The sequence below is a fragment of the Janthinobacterium sp. PSRC1-1 genome, assembly GCF_049897525.1.
GTDB classification, from domain to species: domain Bacteria; phylum Pseudomonadota; class Gammaproteobacteria; order Burkholderiales; family Burkholderiaceae_D; genus Janthinobacterium; species Janthinobacterium tructae.
In genome coordinates, this window is the sequence record NZ_JAFCWK010000006.1 from 423,512 (window position 1) to 440,489 (window position 16,978).

14 protein-coding genes are annotated in these 16,978 nt (G+C 64.2%); 9 read left to right on the plus strand and 5 right to left on the minus strand.

Annotated elements, in window-relative coordinates; all coding sequences use genetic code 11:
* Nucleotides 1–165 precede the first annotated feature (165 nt).
* Both ACP7DW_RS16315 and ACP7DW_RS16320 read right to left on the minus strand, forming a co-directional pair.
* Entirely contained in the window at nt 166–618 is a 453-nt protein-coding gene (locus ACP7DW_RS16315) for a glycine zipper 2TM domain-containing protein (protein WP_426055216.1), read from the minus strand.
* Between the two features lie 120 nt (nt 619–738).
* Nucleotides 739–1,269 (minus strand): GNAT family N-acetyltransferase, encoded by a 531-nt coding sequence (locus ACP7DW_RS16320; protein ID WP_298414566.1) that lies wholly within the window; start codon nt 1,267–1,269, stop codon nt 739–741.
* A gap of 173 nt (nt 1,270–1,442) precedes the next feature.
* Between ACP7DW_RS16320 and ACP7DW_RS16325 the strand changes: the two genes are divergently transcribed.
* Together ACP7DW_RS16325 and ACP7DW_RS16330 are read left to right on the plus strand one after the other, a co-directional pair.
* Complete coding sequence (locus ACP7DW_RS16325) at nt 1,443–2,891, plus strand: M20/M25/M40 family metallo-hydrolase (protein WP_426055215.1); 1,449 nt, start codon at nt 1,443–1,445, stop codon at nt 2,889–2,891.
* Nucleotides 2,892–2,897: 6 nt separating this feature from the next.
* Nucleotides 2,898–3,803, plus strand: a complete 906-nt coding sequence (locus ACP7DW_RS16330) for a LysR family transcriptional regulator (RefSeq protein ID WP_426055214.1) — start codon at nt 2,898–2,900, stop codon at nt 3,801–3,803.
* A gap of 52 nt (nt 3,804–3,855) precedes the next feature.
* Here ACP7DW_RS16330 and ACP7DW_RS16335 read toward each other — a convergent pair whose 3' ends face one another.
* The 3 genes from ACP7DW_RS16335 to ACP7DW_RS16345 all read right to left on the minus strand — a co-directional run bounded on the left by ACP7DW_RS16335 (nt 3,856) and on the right by ACP7DW_RS16345 (nt 7,819).
* A complete protein-coding gene (locus tag ACP7DW_RS16335) occupies nt 3,856–5,301 on the minus strand; it encodes an MFS transporter (RefSeq protein ID WP_426055213.1) in 1,446 nt (481 codons plus the stop codon).
* Between the two features lie 127 nt (nt 5,302–5,428).
* Entirely contained in the window at nt 5,429–6,817 is a 1,389-nt protein-coding gene (locus ACP7DW_RS16340) for a virulence factor (RefSeq protein ID WP_426055212.1), read from the minus strand.
* 144 nt (nt 6,818–6,961) lie between these two features.
* The gene (locus tag ACP7DW_RS16345) at nt 6,962–7,819 is read right to left on the minus strand and encodes an MBL fold metallo-hydrolase (protein WP_426055211.1); all 858 of its coding nucleotides are present in this window, start codon (nt 7,817–7,819) and stop codon (nt 6,962–6,964) included.
* Nucleotides 7,820–7,985: 166 nt separating this feature from the next.
* On the opposite strand from ACP7DW_RS16345, the gene ACP7DW_RS16350 reads away from it, so the two are divergent.
* From ACP7DW_RS16350 to ACP7DW_RS16380, 7 genes are all read left to right on the plus strand, one after another.
* Nucleotides 7,986–8,222, plus strand: coding sequence for a hypothetical protein (locus ACP7DW_RS16350; protein WP_426055210.1), 237 nt, complete (start codon nt 7,986–7,988; stop codon nt 8,220–8,222).
* Nucleotides 8,223–8,345: 123 nt separating this feature from the next.
* The gene (locus ACP7DW_RS16355) at nt 8,346–8,594 is read left to right on the plus strand and encodes a hypothetical protein (protein ID WP_096236077.1); all 249 of its coding nucleotides are present in this window, start codon (nt 8,346–8,348) and stop codon (nt 8,592–8,594) included.
* 342 nt (nt 8,595–8,936) lie between these two features.
* Complete coding sequence (gene prpB, locus ACP7DW_RS16360; protein ID WP_071076691.1) at nt 8,937–9,824, plus strand: methylisocitrate lyase; 888 nt, start codon at nt 8,937–8,939, stop codon at nt 9,822–9,824.
* 75 nt (nt 9,825–9,899) lie between these two features.
* Nucleotides 9,900–11,054, plus strand: coding sequence for a bifunctional 2-methylcitrate synthase/citrate synthase (gene prpC / locus ACP7DW_RS16365; protein ID WP_071076692.1), 1,155 nt, complete (start codon nt 9,900–9,902; stop codon nt 11,052–11,054).
* 11 nt (nt 11,055–11,065) lie between these two features.
* Nucleotides 11,066–13,660 carry a Fe/S-dependent 2-methylisocitrate dehydratase AcnD gene (acnD, locus tag ACP7DW_RS16370; RefSeq protein ID WP_426055209.1) on the plus strand — a complete coding sequence of 865 codons (2,595 nt, stop codon included), beginning with the start codon at nt 11,066–11,068 and terminating at the stop codon, nt 13,658–13,660.
* Nucleotides 13,661–13,759: 99 nt separating this feature from the next.
* Entirely contained in the window at nt 13,760–14,950 is a 1,191-nt protein-coding gene (gene prpF, locus ACP7DW_RS16375) for a 2-methylaconitate cis-trans isomerase PrpF (protein ID WP_426055208.1), read from the plus strand.
* A 102-nt stretch (nt 14,951–15,052) separates the two neighbouring features.
* On the plus strand, nt 15,053–16,939 hold the full coding sequence (locus ACP7DW_RS16380; RefSeq protein WP_426055207.1) for a propionate--CoA ligase: 1,887 nt from the start codon (nt 15,053–15,055) through the stop codon (nt 16,937–16,939).
* Nucleotides 16,940–16,978 lie beyond the last annotated feature (39 nt).

Here is a 16,978-nt window from a genome sequence, read left to right on the forward strand (position 1 = left end):
CTGCTTAGAGCCTATCCCAGTAGATGAATACATCCCCTGCTGGCGCCCCTCAGAAGCGGGGACTGCGTTGATCGTCGTTGCGTGGCTCGCCACGCGTCCTCCTCACGCCTTGTCCGCGCTCCTGATGCGCCGCCAGCAGAAGACGCTCCCTACTGGGATAGGCTCTTAGCGACGATGGCCCCAGCCGTGACCGTGACCGTGGCCGTGACCGCGGTCATAGTAGTCGCGGCGGTCATGGTCGCGGTAGTAGCCGCGGCCCGGTTGCACGTAGACGACAGCCGGTGGGCCGTAGTAGCGCGGTGGCGGCGCGTAATACACGGGCTGCGGTGCCGGCGCGTAATACACCGGTTGCGGCGCAGGCGCGTAATAGGTTTCGCGATAGCCGCCACGATAGCCGCCACGGTCATAATGGCGGTCATTCGTGCTGATGCTGTTGCCGACGGCGGCGCCAAGCACGCCACCGACGATCGCGCCATTGCGCCCGCCGGTGCTGTTGCCAATGGCCGCTCCGACAACGGCGCCTGCCACGGTATTGAAGTCGCGGTCACCGGCGACTGCGGCCGAAGACACAGCCACCGCAGCTACCATTACCGCACCCAGGAGTTTCTTGTTCAACATGGCATTTCCTTCCATTCCGGCGAGATCACAATGATCTGCATGGACCGGACTATATCTGCTGTCACCAGCTTGTTCCACGTCTAATACAACTTCTTACACTCCTGCCCCGATGGTAACAAGTCAGCGCAGGCGCGCCTGCCATTCGGGCCGCAGCAGGCTGTACATTTTGACATCGCGCATCGCGCCATTGATAAAAAACGCCTGGCGCATCAAGCCTTCCTCGGTAAAGCCGTTCTTTTGCGCGATGCGCTCGGAGCCGATGTTCAGCGGGTCCATCAGCAGCTCCAGCCGATGATACGCATAGGCGTTGAACAGGTAATCGACCACCAGGCGCGTCGCTTCGCTGATGTAGCCGCGCCCGTCCCGCTGCCGGTCGAACAGGCGGTAACCGATCTCGCGCGAGGCTGGCGTGCGGCTCTTGAAGTGCGTGATCGTGCCGATGATGTGCTGGGCTTTGTCTTCGATGAGGAACAATTCGCTGTCTTCGGTGACAAAGCCCGATTGCAGGAAGTCGCGCCGCATGGCCTCGGGCGACTTGAATTGCATCGAGAAAAACTCGCCGCGCGAGGGCAGGTCGTTGACGAGGGAAATATAGGCATTCAGATCGGCGGCCTGCACATGCCGGACGTTACAGAGGGTTCCCTTGAGCATGGCGGTATCCGGTAGCGATCACGATCTTGATGGTAATCGACTCCGGGGGGAGAGGCAATCGATCCCGTAAAAGTTGCTGCAATGACAGAATAAATACGCTATCGTAGAAAGCCGCGCCTTGCCCCTGGCCAAGGCGTACCCGCTTCGACCTCGTTGACTGGAATTGACATTACATGCATAGCATCCTGACTGGCGCGCCACTGCGCCGTTCCGCTTTCTTCATCGCCCTTGGCTGCGCCGTCAGCGCCGGCGCCTTTGCCGCCGCGCCAGGCAATGCGCCGCAAGCGCTGGCGCAGGTGCGCGACACGGCGCTGCAAAGCGACTGGGCGTATGCCCGCCTGGCCGACATGACGGATCTGATCGGCCCGCGCCTGTCCGGTTCCGCCGGCGCGGCCGCCGCCGTGCGGCAGGTGGCCGACACCATGCGCCAGCTGGGCGCCACCGTCACCTTGCAGCCCGTGAAAGTGCCGCACTGGGTGCGCGGTGTGGAAACGGCGGACATCGTCGATTATGCGGGCCGTCCGCAGGGCGTATCGCAGCGCGTGGTGCTGACCGCCCTGGGCGGTTCGGGCGCCACGCCGGCCGCCGGCCTGACGGCGCCCCTCATCATCGTCAAGAGCTTCGAGGAACTCAAGGCGCGCGCGGCGCAAGTGAAGGGCGCCATCGTGCTGATCGACACGCCGTTCGACCAGGAGATGGCCGAGCGGGGTCTGGCCGGTGTGACTTACGGCCAGGGTTCGCGCTTCCGTTTCAATGGACCGAAGGCGGCGGCCGACCTGGGCGCGGCCGCCGCGCTGGTACGTTCGGTGGGCGGCGCGAACTTCCGCATCCCGCATGCGGGCGCCACGGGCCTCGATGACAATAAACGCATTCCCGCCGCCGCCGTCACGGTGGAAGACGCCTTGCTGATCGGCCGCCTGGCCGCACGCGGCCCGATGAAAATGCACCTGACCCTGACGCCGCAAAACCTGCCCGAGGCGGACAGCTACAACGTCATCGCCGACTGGCCGGGTACGGACAAGGCCGACGAAGTGGTGGTGGTCTCGGGCCACCTCGATTCCTGGGACCTGGCGACGGGCGCGCACGACGACGGCGCCGGCGTGGTGGCGGCCATGGGAGTGGTGGAAACCCTGAAAAAGCTCGACTACCGTCCGCGCCGCACCATCCGCGTGATCGCCTGGATGAACGAGGAAAATGGCGGCCGTGGCGGCCAGGCCTATTTCGAGGCCCACAAGCAGGCGCTCGGCAAACAATATGCGGCCATCGAGATGGACAGCGGCGCCGGCCGTCCGTTCGGCATCAAGGCCAGCGTGGGGCCGAAGGCGGAAAAACTGTTTGCGCCTTTGCTGGTGGCCCTGCAGCCGATGGGCGCGCACGCGTTCACGCGCCGCGACGCGCTGGGCACGGGCGACTTGCACCGCCTGGAAACGGGCGGCGTGCCCAGCTTCGAGCCGCTGGTCGACAGCCACAGCTACTTCCACTACCACCACACGCCGGCCGACACGCTGGACAAGGTCGACCCGGATAACCTCAAGCGCAACGTGGCGCTGATGTCGTCGCTGGCCTGGTTCCTGGCCAATCTCGACGGCGAAATCGGGCGCGCGCCGGAGCAGGGCGAGTAAGCGCCAATGTCGCTACCCGACCTGAACCTGTTGATCACGCTCGATGTCCTGCTGGCCGAAGGCAGCGTCACGCGCGCGGCGCGGCGCTTGCGTTTGAGTCCCTCGGCCATGAGCCGCGCCCTGGCGCGCCTGCGCGAGACGACCGGCGATCCGTTGCTGGTGCGCGCCGGGCGTGAACTGGTGCCCACGCCGCGCGCGCTGGAGCTGCGCGCAAGAGCGGGGCCCCTGTTAGGCGAGGTGCTGGCCGTGCTGGCACCAAAGCAAGCGCTGGACCCGCGCCAGCTGGCGCAGACATTCACGCTGCGTGCTAGCGACGGATTTGTGGAAAATTTCGGCCCGGCGCTGCTCGCGCATATCGGCGCGCAAGCGCCTGGCGTGCGTCTGCGCTTCGTGCAAAAGCTGGACCGCGAAAGCGTGCAGCTGCGCGAGGGCAGCATCGACCTGGAAACGGGCGTAATCGGCAGTCTTACCAGCCCGGAAGTGCGCACGCGCAGGCTGTTCGGCGACCGTTTCGTGGGCGTGGTGCGCAGCGGCCATGCGCTGGCGCAGGGCGACATCAGCGCCGAGCGTTATGCGGCCGGCCGGCACGTGCTGGTGGCGCGGCGCGACCAGGATACGGGACCGATGGACGACGCCCTGGCCGCCCTGGGACTGCAGCGCACGATCGCCAGCATCGTCGGCGGCTTTACGGCGGCGCTGGCGCTGGCCGCCGGCTCCGACCTGATCGCCACCGTGCCGGAACGGCATACGGGCAATCTGCGCGCCGGCATGTTCAGTTTTGCGCTGCCGCTAGGCATGCCCGACCTGACCGTATCGCTAATGTGGCATCCGCGCATGGATGCCGACCCGGCCCACCGCTGGCTGCGCGGCTGCGTGGTCGACGCCTGCGCGGGCCGGATCAACGCCGGCTGATGCCGCCGGCAGCACCAGCGGGACAGGCAGGAGCGCGATTGCACGGCGCGGATCATGCGCGTTCTCCAGCCTTGCTCAGGGCGCGGCCGAGCGCGAAAATGGCCAGCGCGGCGAGTATCAGCGCGCTGGCGACGGCAAAAGTGGCGTGCAGGCCGCCGATCATGGCGGCTGGCGAAGCGCCAGTGATATCGCCGGCGCTGGCAATGAAGACGGCGCCCATCACGGAGGCGCCCGTGACGAGGCCCAGATTGCGCGACAGATTGAGCATGCCCGAGATAACGCCGCGCTGATCGGCAGCGATATCGCCCATCACGGCGGTATTGTTGGCGGCCTGGAACAGCGCGTAGCTGGCCGTGAGGAGCATGATGGGAGCGACATAGCCGGGAATACCCAGGCTGGCGGGCAGCAGGGCCAGCGCCAGGCAGGCGCCTGCCGCACCGCACAGGCTCGCGCCGCCCATGCGCTGTGCGCCGTAGCGGTCCACCAGCCAGCCGGACGGCACGCCGCAGAACGCCGCCACCAGCGGCCCGGCCGCCAGCACCATGCCGGTGACGGCGGTGCCCAGGCCCAGGCCGCGCGCCAGGTAGAAGGGGCCGACCACCAGGGTGGACATCATGACCGTCGAGACCAGCATGCTGGTCGCCAGGCAGGCGCTGAGCAAGGGCGCGCGCAGCATGGCCAGGCGTATCAGCGGCGCCGGCGCCTTCAGTTCGACCCGGACGAACACGATGGCGCCGACGCAGGCGGCCAGCAGCAGCGCCGCGTTGCGCGCGCCGAACTGGCCGCGGCCCAGGGTCATGGCCAGCGCATAGGCGCCCAGGGTCAGCGCCAGCAGCACGGTGCCGCGGTGGTCGAACACGGGACGTTTGGCGTGCGCGCCGCGCCGGTCCGCCGGCAGGTAGCGCCAGGCCAGCAGCAGCGCCACGCCGGACAGCGGCACGTTGACGAGGAAAATGGCTTGCCAGCCGAAGTGCGCGATCAGCAGGCCGCCCAGCGCGGGGCCGAGCGTGGTGCCGACCGCCGACATGGTGCCGAGCAGGCCCATGGCGCTGCCCGTCCTGGCCTTGGGCACGGTGCTGCCGACAAAGGCCATGGTCAGCGCCATCATGACGGAAGCGCCCAGGCCCTGCAGGGCACGCGCGGCAACCAGCAGCCACAAGGTGGGCGCCAGCGCGCACAGGATGGAGGCTATGGCAAACAGCGCGATGCCTGCCAGCAGCAGGCGGCGCCGGCCGAGCATGTCGCCGAGCCGCCCCACGCTGACGATCAGGGCGGTGATGGCCAGCAGATACGCCAGCACGATCCATTGCACATCCTGGAACGGTGCCTGCAGCGCCCTGGCCATGTCGGGCAAGCCCACGTTGGCGATGCTGGTGCCCAGCGCCGGCAGCAGCATCGCCAGGGACAGGCTGGCAAGCGCGCCGCGTACGGGTGTGGTGACGCTACCGGCCTCGGTGGTCTGCTGCTCGGGCGGTACGGGTTTTGACGGTGAGTGCATGGCGTGGTGGATCCTCGAATAGGGTCACCACATGGTACTGAGGGATCTGGCGTGGCGGAAGACGCATCATTTGCATTGTGTTATTGCGTTTGACGCCATGTGAGCAGCGGTGCCTTCGGACTTTAATCTAATCTGAGTAGCCCTGCATAGCGTCCGCCGCATCGTGGCGGATGCCCCACCACGGCAAATACGCATGGTTTTCGCCGCGCGCGCGGAACCACGGCCTGTCGTGGGCTATGGGCCGCACCGTGGCCGGCGGCGACACCAGCACACCCGTGACGCTGGCAGGATCGCTGGTGCCTGCCACCAGCACGCTCTTGCCGACGTGGTTCGCATGGGCGATGGCGAGGGCGACATTGGTCAGCGCCGTGCCGGCGCCCATTTCGCCCAGCAGGGCCGGCGTATTGAAGGTCTGCGGCAGGAAGTCGAAGCCCGGCACTTCCAGGGTCAGCGCGTGCGCCAGCTGGCCCAGCCGGTCGGAGGAGCTGGGCAGGCTCTGGCTGGCGTCGTGGATGACGTAGCCGATGTCTTCTTCCGTCTTGCCGCCCTGGCGCGCCGCCTCGGCAAATAGCGCCTGCCAGGCCTGCACGGCGCGCGGCGGCTGGTCCTTGGCCAGTTCAAAGTCCGCCACGTTTTTCGTGGCCGGATAGCCTATCCACGCCAGCGCCGCCCGCTCCGTCTTGTAATCGGGGCCGGCCAGCACCAGCAGCACGAGGTTTTCATTGATCTGCATGGTTTTCGGCCGGCTCGGCGCATCCCAGTTCATGACCCATGCGGTTTGCTGCGGATGCGCTTCCAGGTAGGCCAGCGCGGCTTGCAGGGAGACGAAGCCCGCATTGTTGCCACCCAGGGTGATGCGCACGTCGGGCGGCGTGGCGCGGGTCCAGAGGGTGGGGAAATTGACATTGCCGATGCTGAAGGTATCGATGATGCGTTCGCGCGTAGTGTTTCTTGCCTCTTCTGGGTCCAACTTGCCAGCAGGCAGGGCATATTCGACGCGGATGCCTGCCAGTTCGCGCCAGTTCTGTTTTTGATCCTTGGGATATACCCGATAAAAGTAGGTGGGGCTGGAGTAGTAAATGTCATGAAATAGGCTGGTTAATTTTCGCACATATTTATAGTGATAGCCCTTGAACGTTTCCGTGCCATCGAGATCGTGGGCAATGGGGGCGACGGCCTGCAAGGTGCTGAAACCCCTGGGATCCGTCCTGACCATATCGTCATTTTCGTTGGGCTTGGCCAATCCCAACGTCCATAGCAGTTGCCACTCGGTCGGATAGTCGAGCCGTTGCAGCGGATTGAGCCACTGCAGGCCCACCACTTGTGCCCGGAAGGGAGCGTGGGCAGTGAGTGTTGGGAGATCGTCTTCTTTCTGCGCAGGTTGCACGGCGCAGGCCGTCAATAGCGCAAATAGGGAGAACGCGGCGAGCATGGGCAGCGCATGGCTGAACAAGGTCGTGCCTTCGGCTTCGGCGAGCAGGATGCAATTGGTATCGAGCGTAGGGTCGGGCGACATGTGGGCGCTCCATCCAGGATGGGGAAGGAAAAATAGCTGCGCCCAAGCAAGCCCAGGCAATCTGCACTGTATGCGGATTGCCTGAGGTGGAACTTGCGTGGTGTCAAGAAAGGAAGAGCTGCGGGCGGGGAGTGCCCGAGCCAATCAGATCGCGTTCAGCGGTATTTTGAGGTAGCGCACGCCGTTGTCTTCCGGCTCGGGCAGCTTGCCCGCGTTGATGTTGACCTGGATGGCGGGCAGGATCAGGGTTGGCATGTCCAGCGTGGCGTCGCGGCCCGTGCGCATGGCCACGAATTGTGCTTCCGTGATACCGTCGCGCAAGTGGATGTTGCCGGCGCGCTGTTCGGCCACCGTCACTTCCCAGCGCGGCGCGCGGCCGTTCGGTGGATAGTCGTGGCACATGAACAGCCGCGTTTGCGGCGGCAGCGCCAGCAGGCGCTGCACGGAGCGGTACAGCAGGGAGGCGGAGCCGCCTGGAAAGTCGCAGCGTGCCGAACCCACGTCCGGCATGAACAGGGTGTCGCCGACGAAGACGGCGTCGCCGATCTGGTAAGCCAGGTCGGCCGGCGTGTGGCCGGGCACGTGCAGGGCGCGCACTTCCAATTTACCGATATGAAACACCTGGTCGGGCGCGAACAGCTGGTCGAACTGCGAGCCGTCGGCCCTGGCGCCATCCTGGTGGTAGACGGCGGCGAACGCCTGCTGCACCGTCTGGATGGCGGCGCCGATGGCCACGTCGCCGCCCAGCTGCTGTTGCAGGTAGGGCGCGGCGGACAGGTGATCGGCATGCGCGTGGGTTTCCAGCAGCCAGCGGCACTGCAAGCCGTGTTCGCGCACGAAGGCGATCACCTTGTCAGCCGAGGCGGTCGAGGTGCGGCCCGCTTTCGGGTCGTAGTCGAGCACGGAATCGATGATGGCGCAGTCCTGGCCATCGGCCTCGTACACAACATACGTGACGGTGGCGGTGGCGGGATCGAAGAAAGCTTGGATTTGTGGGGTCATCGCGGCGGCAGAGTACGGACAGGGAAGGGCATTATATCGCCAGAGTGCGCTAAAAAAATGCTGAGAATTGACCTTTGGCATGCGAAAAACAGATAAGGAGTGCGCGGCAGTCGTGCGCACCCTGGCGCTTGCAGCGTGGTAACCTCATTCTTACAAGGAGGAATTCATGAACGATATTACTGCACGCAGTGAACAATACCGCGGTTTTACGATTTCGGTGACCCCGCAAAAGGACAACGACGATTTATGGGATTTTACCTACCACCTGCAGCGCGAGGGCGAGAGCGCGGCGCAAGCGATTACGCGCAGCCGTACCCTGGGCGGCTATGCGGCGCCCGAGACGGCTTGCACTGCCGGGATAGAAGTGGCCAGGACGGAAGTGGATAATCTGCTGCGTCCTTGAGCCAGCGTAAATCGTTTAGCCTGAAAGTGCGCCTGACCGTGCGCCGGCGCCTGAAACACGTCGCTAGCGGTCGCGCTTCATGCTACGATTTCCACCATCGAGTCAGTCACAAGGAGGCACCCCATGGAAAACAGTTCTAAAATTCACTATAAAGGCTGGGAAATCGTTCCCCTGGCCGTGCCCACCACCGATGGCAAATGGTCGGCCAGCTGCGACATCGAACGCGCCACCGCGGAAGGCCTGGAAGTATTCGAAGGCTCGACCATGCAGTTCGTGCGCGACGACGAGGACGGCGCCATTGCCGCCGCCTGCGAAGAAGCCGTGCGCCAGATCGACAACATCATCGCCAACCCGCTGGTGCGGCTGGCTTAGCTCCTGCATTTCCAGCAAACCTGCAGCCGGCGCCCGCCGGCTGTTTTTTTATGTGCGCGCCCGGCGTCCCGCCTGGTGGCAGTCTGGCCCGTTTCATGTTTCAATGTTTCAAATGGAATGATTGAAACATATTTGAAACATCATTGACCTCAATCGTGACAGCGCTGTTCCCTTGCGTGGCACGGCACGCCACGCCGATACATGGCTGTTTCGCCCGTATGTCACTGGGTACCGGCGTCCTTTCCGGGTGGACGCGCGGCCCTGGCACGGCATTTGCAATACTGATGCTCATAGCCACTCCGTGAAACATTCGGGACCATCCGAAACCCATAAGGTGAACACATGACTCAATACTCCGCAGGTGCCGCATTCCGCAAGGCCGTCCAGGAAGAATCCCCGTTGCAAGTCGTCGGCGCCATCAATGCCAACCACGCCTTGCTGGCCAAGCGCGCCGGTTATAAAGCCATTTATTTGTCCGGCGGCGGTGTCGCGGCCGGCTCGCTGGGCTTGCCCGACCTGGGCATTTCCAGCCTGGACGACGTGCTGACCGATATCCGCCGCATCACCGACGTGTGCGACCTGCCGCTGCTGGTCGATGCCGACACGGGTTTCGGTTCGTCCGCCTTCAACGTGGCGCGCACCGTCAAATCGATGATCAAGTTCGGCGCAGCCGGCCTGCATATCGAAGACCAGGTGGGCGCCAAGCGCTGCGGCCACCGTCCGGGCAAGGAAATCGTCAGCAAGGAAGAAATGGTCGACCGCATCAAGGCGGCCGTCGATGCGCGCACGGACCCGAACTTCGTCATCATGGCGCGCACCGATGCGCTGGCCGTCGATGGCCTGGAAGCGGCACTGGAACGCGCCGTCGCCTGCGTCGAGGCGGGCGCCGACATGATCTTCCCGGAAGCCATCACCGACCTGGAGATGTATGCCACGTTCGCCAAGGCCGTCAACGTGCCCATCCTGGCCAACATCACGGAATTCGGTTCCACGCCGCTGTTCACGCTGGACGAATTGCGCAGCGCCCACGTGGGCCTGGCCCTGTATCCGCTGTCGGCTTTCCGCGCCATGAACAAGGCGGCCGACAACGTCTACCGCGCCCTGCGCCGCGACGGCACGCAAAAGAACGTCGTCGACACCATGCAGACGCGCATGGAGCTGTATGAATCGATCAATTATCACGACTTCGAGCAAAAGCTCGACGCGCTGTTCGCCGCGCAAAAGAAGTAAGCACCTATACAAGAGCGGGCCTTGGGAGGCCCAGGCCCGCCGCACTGGACTGACAATCATCTTCTGGAGAACACTATGACCGCACCGCAAGTCGCTACTTTCAAGCCTAAAAAATCCGTCGCCCTGTCCGGCGTTACTGCCGGCAACACGGCGCTGTGCTCGGTCGGCAAGACCGGCAACGATTTGCACTACCGCGGCTATGACATCCTGGACGTGGCCGACAGCTGCGAGTTCGAGGAAATCGCCTACCTGCTGGTGCATGGCAAGCTGCCGACCGCCGCCGAATTGAAAGGCTACAAAGCCAAGCTGAAATCCCTGCGCGGCTTGCCGTCGGCTGTCAAGTCGGCCCTGGAAGCGCTGCCGGCCGCCGCCCACCCGATGGACGTGATGCGCACGGGCGTATCCGTGCTGGGCTGCACCCTGCCGGAAAAAGACGACCATAACGCGCCTGGCGCGCGCGACATCGCCGACCGCCTGATGGCGTCATTCGGCTCCATGCTGCTGTACTGGTACCACTACAGCCATAACGGCAAGCGCATCGAAGTGGAAACGGACGACGACTCGATCGGCGGCCACTTCCTGCACCTGCTGCACGGCGAAAAACCGTCGGCATCGTGGGAAAAAGCCATGCACACGTCCTTGATCCTGTACGCGGAACACGAATTCAACGCCTCGACCTTCACCAGCCGCGTCATCGCCGGTACGGGTTCGGACATCCACTCAGCCATCACGGGCGCCATCGGCGCGCTGCGCGGCCCGAAACACGGCGGCGCGAACGAAGTGGCGCTGGACATTCAAAAACGCTACGACAACGCCGACGAAGCGGAAGCCGATATCCGCGAGCGCGTCGCCAACAAGGAAGTGGTGATCGGCTTCGGCCACCCCGTCTACACGATTTCCGACCCGCGCAATAAAGTCATCAAGGAAGTGGCGCGTTCGCTGTCGCAGGAAGCCGGTTCCACCAAGATGTTCGACATCGCCGAGCGCCTGGAATCGGTCATGTGGGAAATCAAGAACATGTTCCCGAACCTGGACTGGTTCTCGGCCGTGTCGTACCACATGATGGGCGTGCCGACGGCGATGTTTACGCCGCTGTTCGTCATTTCGCGCACCTCGGGCTGGGCCGCCCACATCATCGAACAGCGCATCGACAACAAGATCATCCGCCCGAGCGCCAATTACGTGGGCCCGGAAGACCTGGAATTCGTGCCGATCAAGGACCGCAAATAATGAGTGCCAATATGAATACCCTGCATCGCAAGCCCTTGCCGGGCACCCAGCTAGACTACTTCGACACGCGCGCCGCCGTCGATGCGATCGCCCCAGGCGCCTACGCCACCTTGCCGTATACCTCGCGCGTGCTGGCCGAAAACCTTGTGCGCCGCTGCGACCCTGCCACCCTGAACGCGTCGCTGAGCCAGTTCATCGAACGCCGCCGCGACCTGGACTTTCCCTGGTTCCCGGCCCGCGTCGTCTGCCATGACATCCTGGGCCAGACGGCCCTGGTCGACCTGGCCGGCCTGCGCGACGCCATCGCGGCCCAGGGCGGCGACCCGGCCCTGGTCAATCCCGTCGTGCCGACGCAGCTGGTGGTCGACCATTCGCTGGCCGTCGAATGCGGTGGTTTTGACCCCGACGCCTTCGCCAAGAACCGCGCCATCGAAGACCGCCGCAACGAAGACCGTTTCGACTTCATCGACTGGACAAAGAAAGCCTTTAAAAATGTCGACGTGATCCCGCCAGGCAACGGCATCCTGCACCAGATCAATCTGGAGCGCATGTCGCCCGTGATCCAGGTGCAAAATGGCGTCGCCTATCCCGACACTTTGGTCGGCACGGATTCGCACACGCCCATGGTCGACGCGCTGGGCGTGATCGCCATCGGCGTCGGCGGCCTGGAAGCGGAAAGCGTGATGCTGGGCCGCGCTTCGTGGATGCGTTTGCCCGACATCATCGGCGTCAAGCTGACGGGCAAACCGCAGCCGGGCATCACGGCCACCGATACCGTGCTGGCGCTGACGGAATTTTTGCGCAAGCAGAAGGTCGTCTCGTCCTACCTGGAATTTTTCGGCGAAGGCGCTTCGCACCTGACCCTGGGCGACCGTGCCACGATCTCCAACATGGCGCCGGAATTCGGCGCCACGGCCGCGATGTTCTACATCGATGCGCAAACCATCAAGTATCTGAAACTGACGGGCCGCGACGACGAACTGGTGAAGCTGGTGGAGTTGTACGCCAAAGAGACTGGCCTGTGGGCCGACAGCCTGGCCGACGCGCAGTATGAGCGCGTGCTGACTTTTGACCTGTCGTCGGTGGTGCGCAATATCGCCGGGCCGTCGAATCCGCACAACCGCGTGCCGACCTCGGAACTGGCCGCGCGGGGGATCTCCGGCGTGGTGGAAAACGAGCCGGGCAAGATGCCGGACGGCGCCGTCATCATCGCGGCCATTACCAGCTGCACCAACACGAACAACCCGCGCAACATGATCGCCGCCGGCCTGATCGCGCGCAATGCGAACCGCCTTGGTTTGACGCGCAAGCCGTGGGTCAAATCGTCGCTGGCGCCCGGCTCGAAAACCGTGGAACTGTATCTGCAGGAAGCGGGCCTGATGTCCGAGCTGGAGCAATTGGGCTTCGGCGTGGTGGCGTTTGCCTGCACCTCGTGCAACGGCATGTCGGGCGCGCTCGATCCCGTCATCCAGGAAGAAGTGGTATCGCGTGACCTGTACGCCACCGCCGTTTTGTCGGGTAACCGCAATTTCGACGGCCGCATCCACCCGTACGCGAAACAGGCTTTCCTCGCCTCGCCGCCGCTGGTGGTGGCCTATGCGATTGCCGGCACCATCCGCTTCGATATCGAGAAGGACGTGCTGGGCATCGCCCCGGACGGCAAGCCGATTTTATTGAAGGATATCTGGCCATCCGACGAGGAAATCGACGCTATCGTCGCTTCCAGCGTCAAGCCGGAGCAGTTCCGCAAGGTGTACATCCCCATGTTTGCCGCGCAAGTGGATGACGGCATCAAGGTCAGCCCCTTGTACGACTGGCGTCCGCAGACGACGTACATCCGCCGTCCGCCATACTGGGAAGGCGCGCTGGCTGGCGCACGCCCATTGAAAGGCATGCGTCCGCTGGCTGTGTTGGGCGACAACATCACCACCGACCATTTGTCGCCATCGAACGCCATCATGCTCGATAGCGCGGCTGGCGAGTATCTGGCGAAGATGGGTTTGCCCGAGGAAGACTTCAATTCCTACGCTACGCACCGGGGCGACCATCTGACGGCGCAGCGCGCCACGTTTGCCAATCCGACCCTGAAGAACGAGATGGTCATCGAAGATGGCAAAGTCAAAGCCGGTTCGCTCACGCGCATCGAGCCGGAAGGCACGATTTCGCGCATGTGGGAAGCCATCGAGGTGTACATGGAGCGCAAGCAGCCATTGATCATCATCGCCGGCGCCGACTATGGCCAGGGTTCCTCGCGCGACTGGGCCGCCAAGGGCGTGCGCCTGGCTGGCGTGGAAGCCATCGTGGCCGAAGGTTTTGAACGTATCCACCGCACCAACCTGGTGGGCATGGGCGTGCTGCCGCTGGAGTTTTTGCCAGGCGTGAACCGCAAGACCCTGGGCCTCGATGGCAGCGAAACCTACGACGTCGTCGGCGAGCGCACGCCGCGCTCCACGTTGACCCTGCTCGTCCACCGCAAGAACGGCGAAACGCTCGAAGTGCCCGTCACCTGCCGCCTCGATACGGCGGAAGAGGTGTCGATCTACGAGGCGGGCGGCGTGCTTCAGCGATTCGCGCAGGATTTCCTCGAGTCGTCCAAGGCCGCGTAGTTCACGATTGATGCAACGTAAATCAGGGGTCAGACCCGCCGGGTCTGACCCCAGCTCTTTGCCTCTGGGTTTAATCAGCCATTCAACGCAGGAACTCTAATGACCCATACCCCCCAAATCAAGATCCCCGCCACCTACATGCGTGGCGGCACCAGCAAGGGCGTGTTTTTCCGCCTGCAGGATTTGCCCGCCAGCGCGCAAGTGCCCGGCGCGGCGCGCGATGCGCTGCTGCTGCGCGTGATCGGCAGCCCCGACCCGTACGGCAAGCAGATCGACGGCATGGGCGGCGCCACCTCGAGCACCAGCAAGACGGTGATCCTGGCAAAAAGCAGCAAGCCTGAGCACGACGTCGATTACCTGTTCGGCCAGGTTTCCATCGACAAGCCGTTTGTCGACTGGAGCGGCAACTGCGGCAACCTGTCGGCGGCAGTCGGCTCGTTCGCCATTGCCAGCGGCCTGGTGGACGCCGCGCGCGTGCCCGAAAATGGTGTCGCCACGGTGCGCATCTGGCAAGCCAATATCGGCAAGACCATCATCGCCCACGTCCCCGTGACGCATGGCGAAGTGCAGGAAACGGGCGACTTCGAGCTCGATGGCGTGACCTTCCCGGCCGCCGAAGTGAAGCTGGAATTCCTCGATCCGGCCGCGGAGGAAGAGGGCGGCGGTGGTGCGATGTTCCCGACCGGGAATCTGGTCGACGACCTCGACGTGCCCGGCATCGGTGTCTTGAAAGTCACGATGATCAACGCCGGCATCCCGACGATTTTTGTCGATGCGCAGGCCATCGGCTACACGGGCACGGAACTGCAGGACGCCATCAATGGCGATCCGGCCGCGCTGGCCCGTTTCGAGACCATCCGCGCGCATGGCGCCTTGCGCATGGGTTTGATTTCCCACCTGGATGAGGCGGCGAAGCGCCAGCACACGCCGAAAGTGGCGTTCGTCGCCAAACCGGCCAGCTATGTCTCGTCCAGCGGCAAGCAGGTGGCAGCGGGCGAGATCGACCTGCTGGTGCGCGCCATGTCGATGGGCAAGCTGCACCACGCCATGATGGGCACGGCCGCTGTCGCCATCGGCACGGCGGCGGCCATTCCCGGCACCCTGGTGAACCTGGCGGCGGGCGGCGGCGAAAAAACCAGCGTGCGTTTCGGCCACCCGTCCGGCACCCTGATGGTGGGTGCGGAAGCGGCGCTGGTCGATGGCGCATGGAGCGTCACCAAAGCCATCATGAGCCGCAGCGCACGCGTGCTGATGGAAGGGGCTGTACGCATTCCCGGCGACGCGTTTTAGGCAGAAATACGCAGGCAGATGCTACACAGATCGTACACATAATGCGGCGGCCAGGCCCGTTGGCCCAGGCCCGACACAGATTGCACGCCTACCGGAGGAGACATGAATTTCGCAGCATTTTATCAACGCTCGATCGACACGCCTGATGCTTTTTGGCGCGAGGAAGCGGAAAAGATCGATTGGCATACGCCGTTTTCGCAAGTGCTTGATTATTCCCGCCCGCCGTTCGCCAAATGGTTCGTCGGCGGCACCACCAATTTGTGCCACAACGCCGTCGACCGCTGGGTGGACAGCCAGGGCGATGCCGCCGCGCTGATCGCCATTTCCACCGAAACGAATACCGAGCGCACTTACAGCTTTCGCGAGCTGCAGCGCGAAGTGGAACGCTGCGCCGCCATCCTGCAGTCGCTGGGCGTGGTCAAGGGCGACCGCGTCCTGATCTACATGCCGATGATCGCCGAGGCGGCCTTCGCCATGCTGGCGTGCGCCCGCATCGGCGCCGTGCATTCCGTGGTGTTCGGCGGTTTTGCCGCCAACAGCCTGGCCAGCCGCATCGACGATGCGCAGCCCAAACTGGTGTTCTCCGCCGATGCCGGTTCGCGCAATGGCAAGGCGATCGCCTACAAGCCGCTGCTCGACGAAGCCATCCGCATCGCCGCGCACAAGCCGCAGCAGGTGCTGCTGGTCGACCGCCACCTGGTGGCGATGCAACTGACGCCGGGCCGCGACGTCGATTACGCGACCCTGCGCGAGCAACACCTGGACGCGCAGGTGCCCGTCACCTGGCTCGAATCGAACGAGCCGTCGTACGTGCTGTACACCTCGGGCACGACGGGCAAACCGAAGGGCGTGCAGCGCGACGTGGGCGGCTATGCGGTGGCGCTGGCGTCGTCGATGCGGTATAACTTCTGCGCCAAGCCCGGCGAAACCTTCTTTGCCACCTCGGATATCGGCTGGGTGGTGGGCCATTCCTACATCGTGTATGGCCCGCTGATCGCCGGCATGGCCACCATCCTGTACGAGGGTTTGCCGATCTGCCCCGATGCGGGCATCTGGTGGAGCATCGTCGAAAAATACAAGGTCACGCGCATGTTCTCGGCGCCGACGGCCATCCGCGTGCTGCGCAAGCATCCGGTGGAACTGATGCGCAAGTACGACCTGTCTTCCCTGAAGGCGCTGTACCTGGCGGGCGAGCCGCTCGATGAAACCACCTCGCAATGGATCGCCGACGAGCTCAAAGTGGACATCATCGACAACTACTGGCAGACGGAGACGGGCTGGCCGATCCTCTCGGTGGCAAAAGGCGTGGCCGATACGCCGACGCGCCTGGGCAGCCCGGGCATGGCCATGTACGGCTACCAGGTCAAGCTGCTCAACGAAGCGACGGGCGAGGAGTGCGGCGCCAACGAGAAGGGCGTGCTGGTGCTGGAAGGCCCGCTGCCGCCGGGCTGCATGCAGACGGTGTACGGCGACGACGAGCGCTTCGTCGACACCTACTGGTCCACCTTCAGCGGCCGGCAAGTGTATTCCACCTTCGACTGGGGCGTGCGCGACGCGGACGGCTATTACTTCATCCTGGGCCGCACCGATGACGTGATCAACGTGGCCGGCCACCGCCTGGGCACGCGCGAAATCGAGGAAAGCATCACCAGCCATCCGAACGTGTCGGAAGTGGCCGTGGTGGGCGTGGAAGACAAACTCAAAGGCCAGGTGGCGATGGCTTTTGTGATCCTGAAAAACCCGCAGGGTGTCGACAGCATTGAAGCGAAAGCGGCGCTGGAACGCGAAGTGATGGCTGTGGTCGACCGCCAGCTGGGCGCCGTGGCGCGGCCCGCGCGCGTGCTGTTCGTGTCGCAGTTGCCGAAGACGCGTTCGGGCAAGCTGCTGCGCCGCTCGATCCAGGCCATCTGCGAAGGGCGCAGCCCGGGCGACCTGACGTCGATGGACGATCCGGCATCGCTGCAGCAGATCCAGGCAGCACTGGCGTAAGCGCCATGACGAGAATGGGGTTTATCGATTGATAAACTC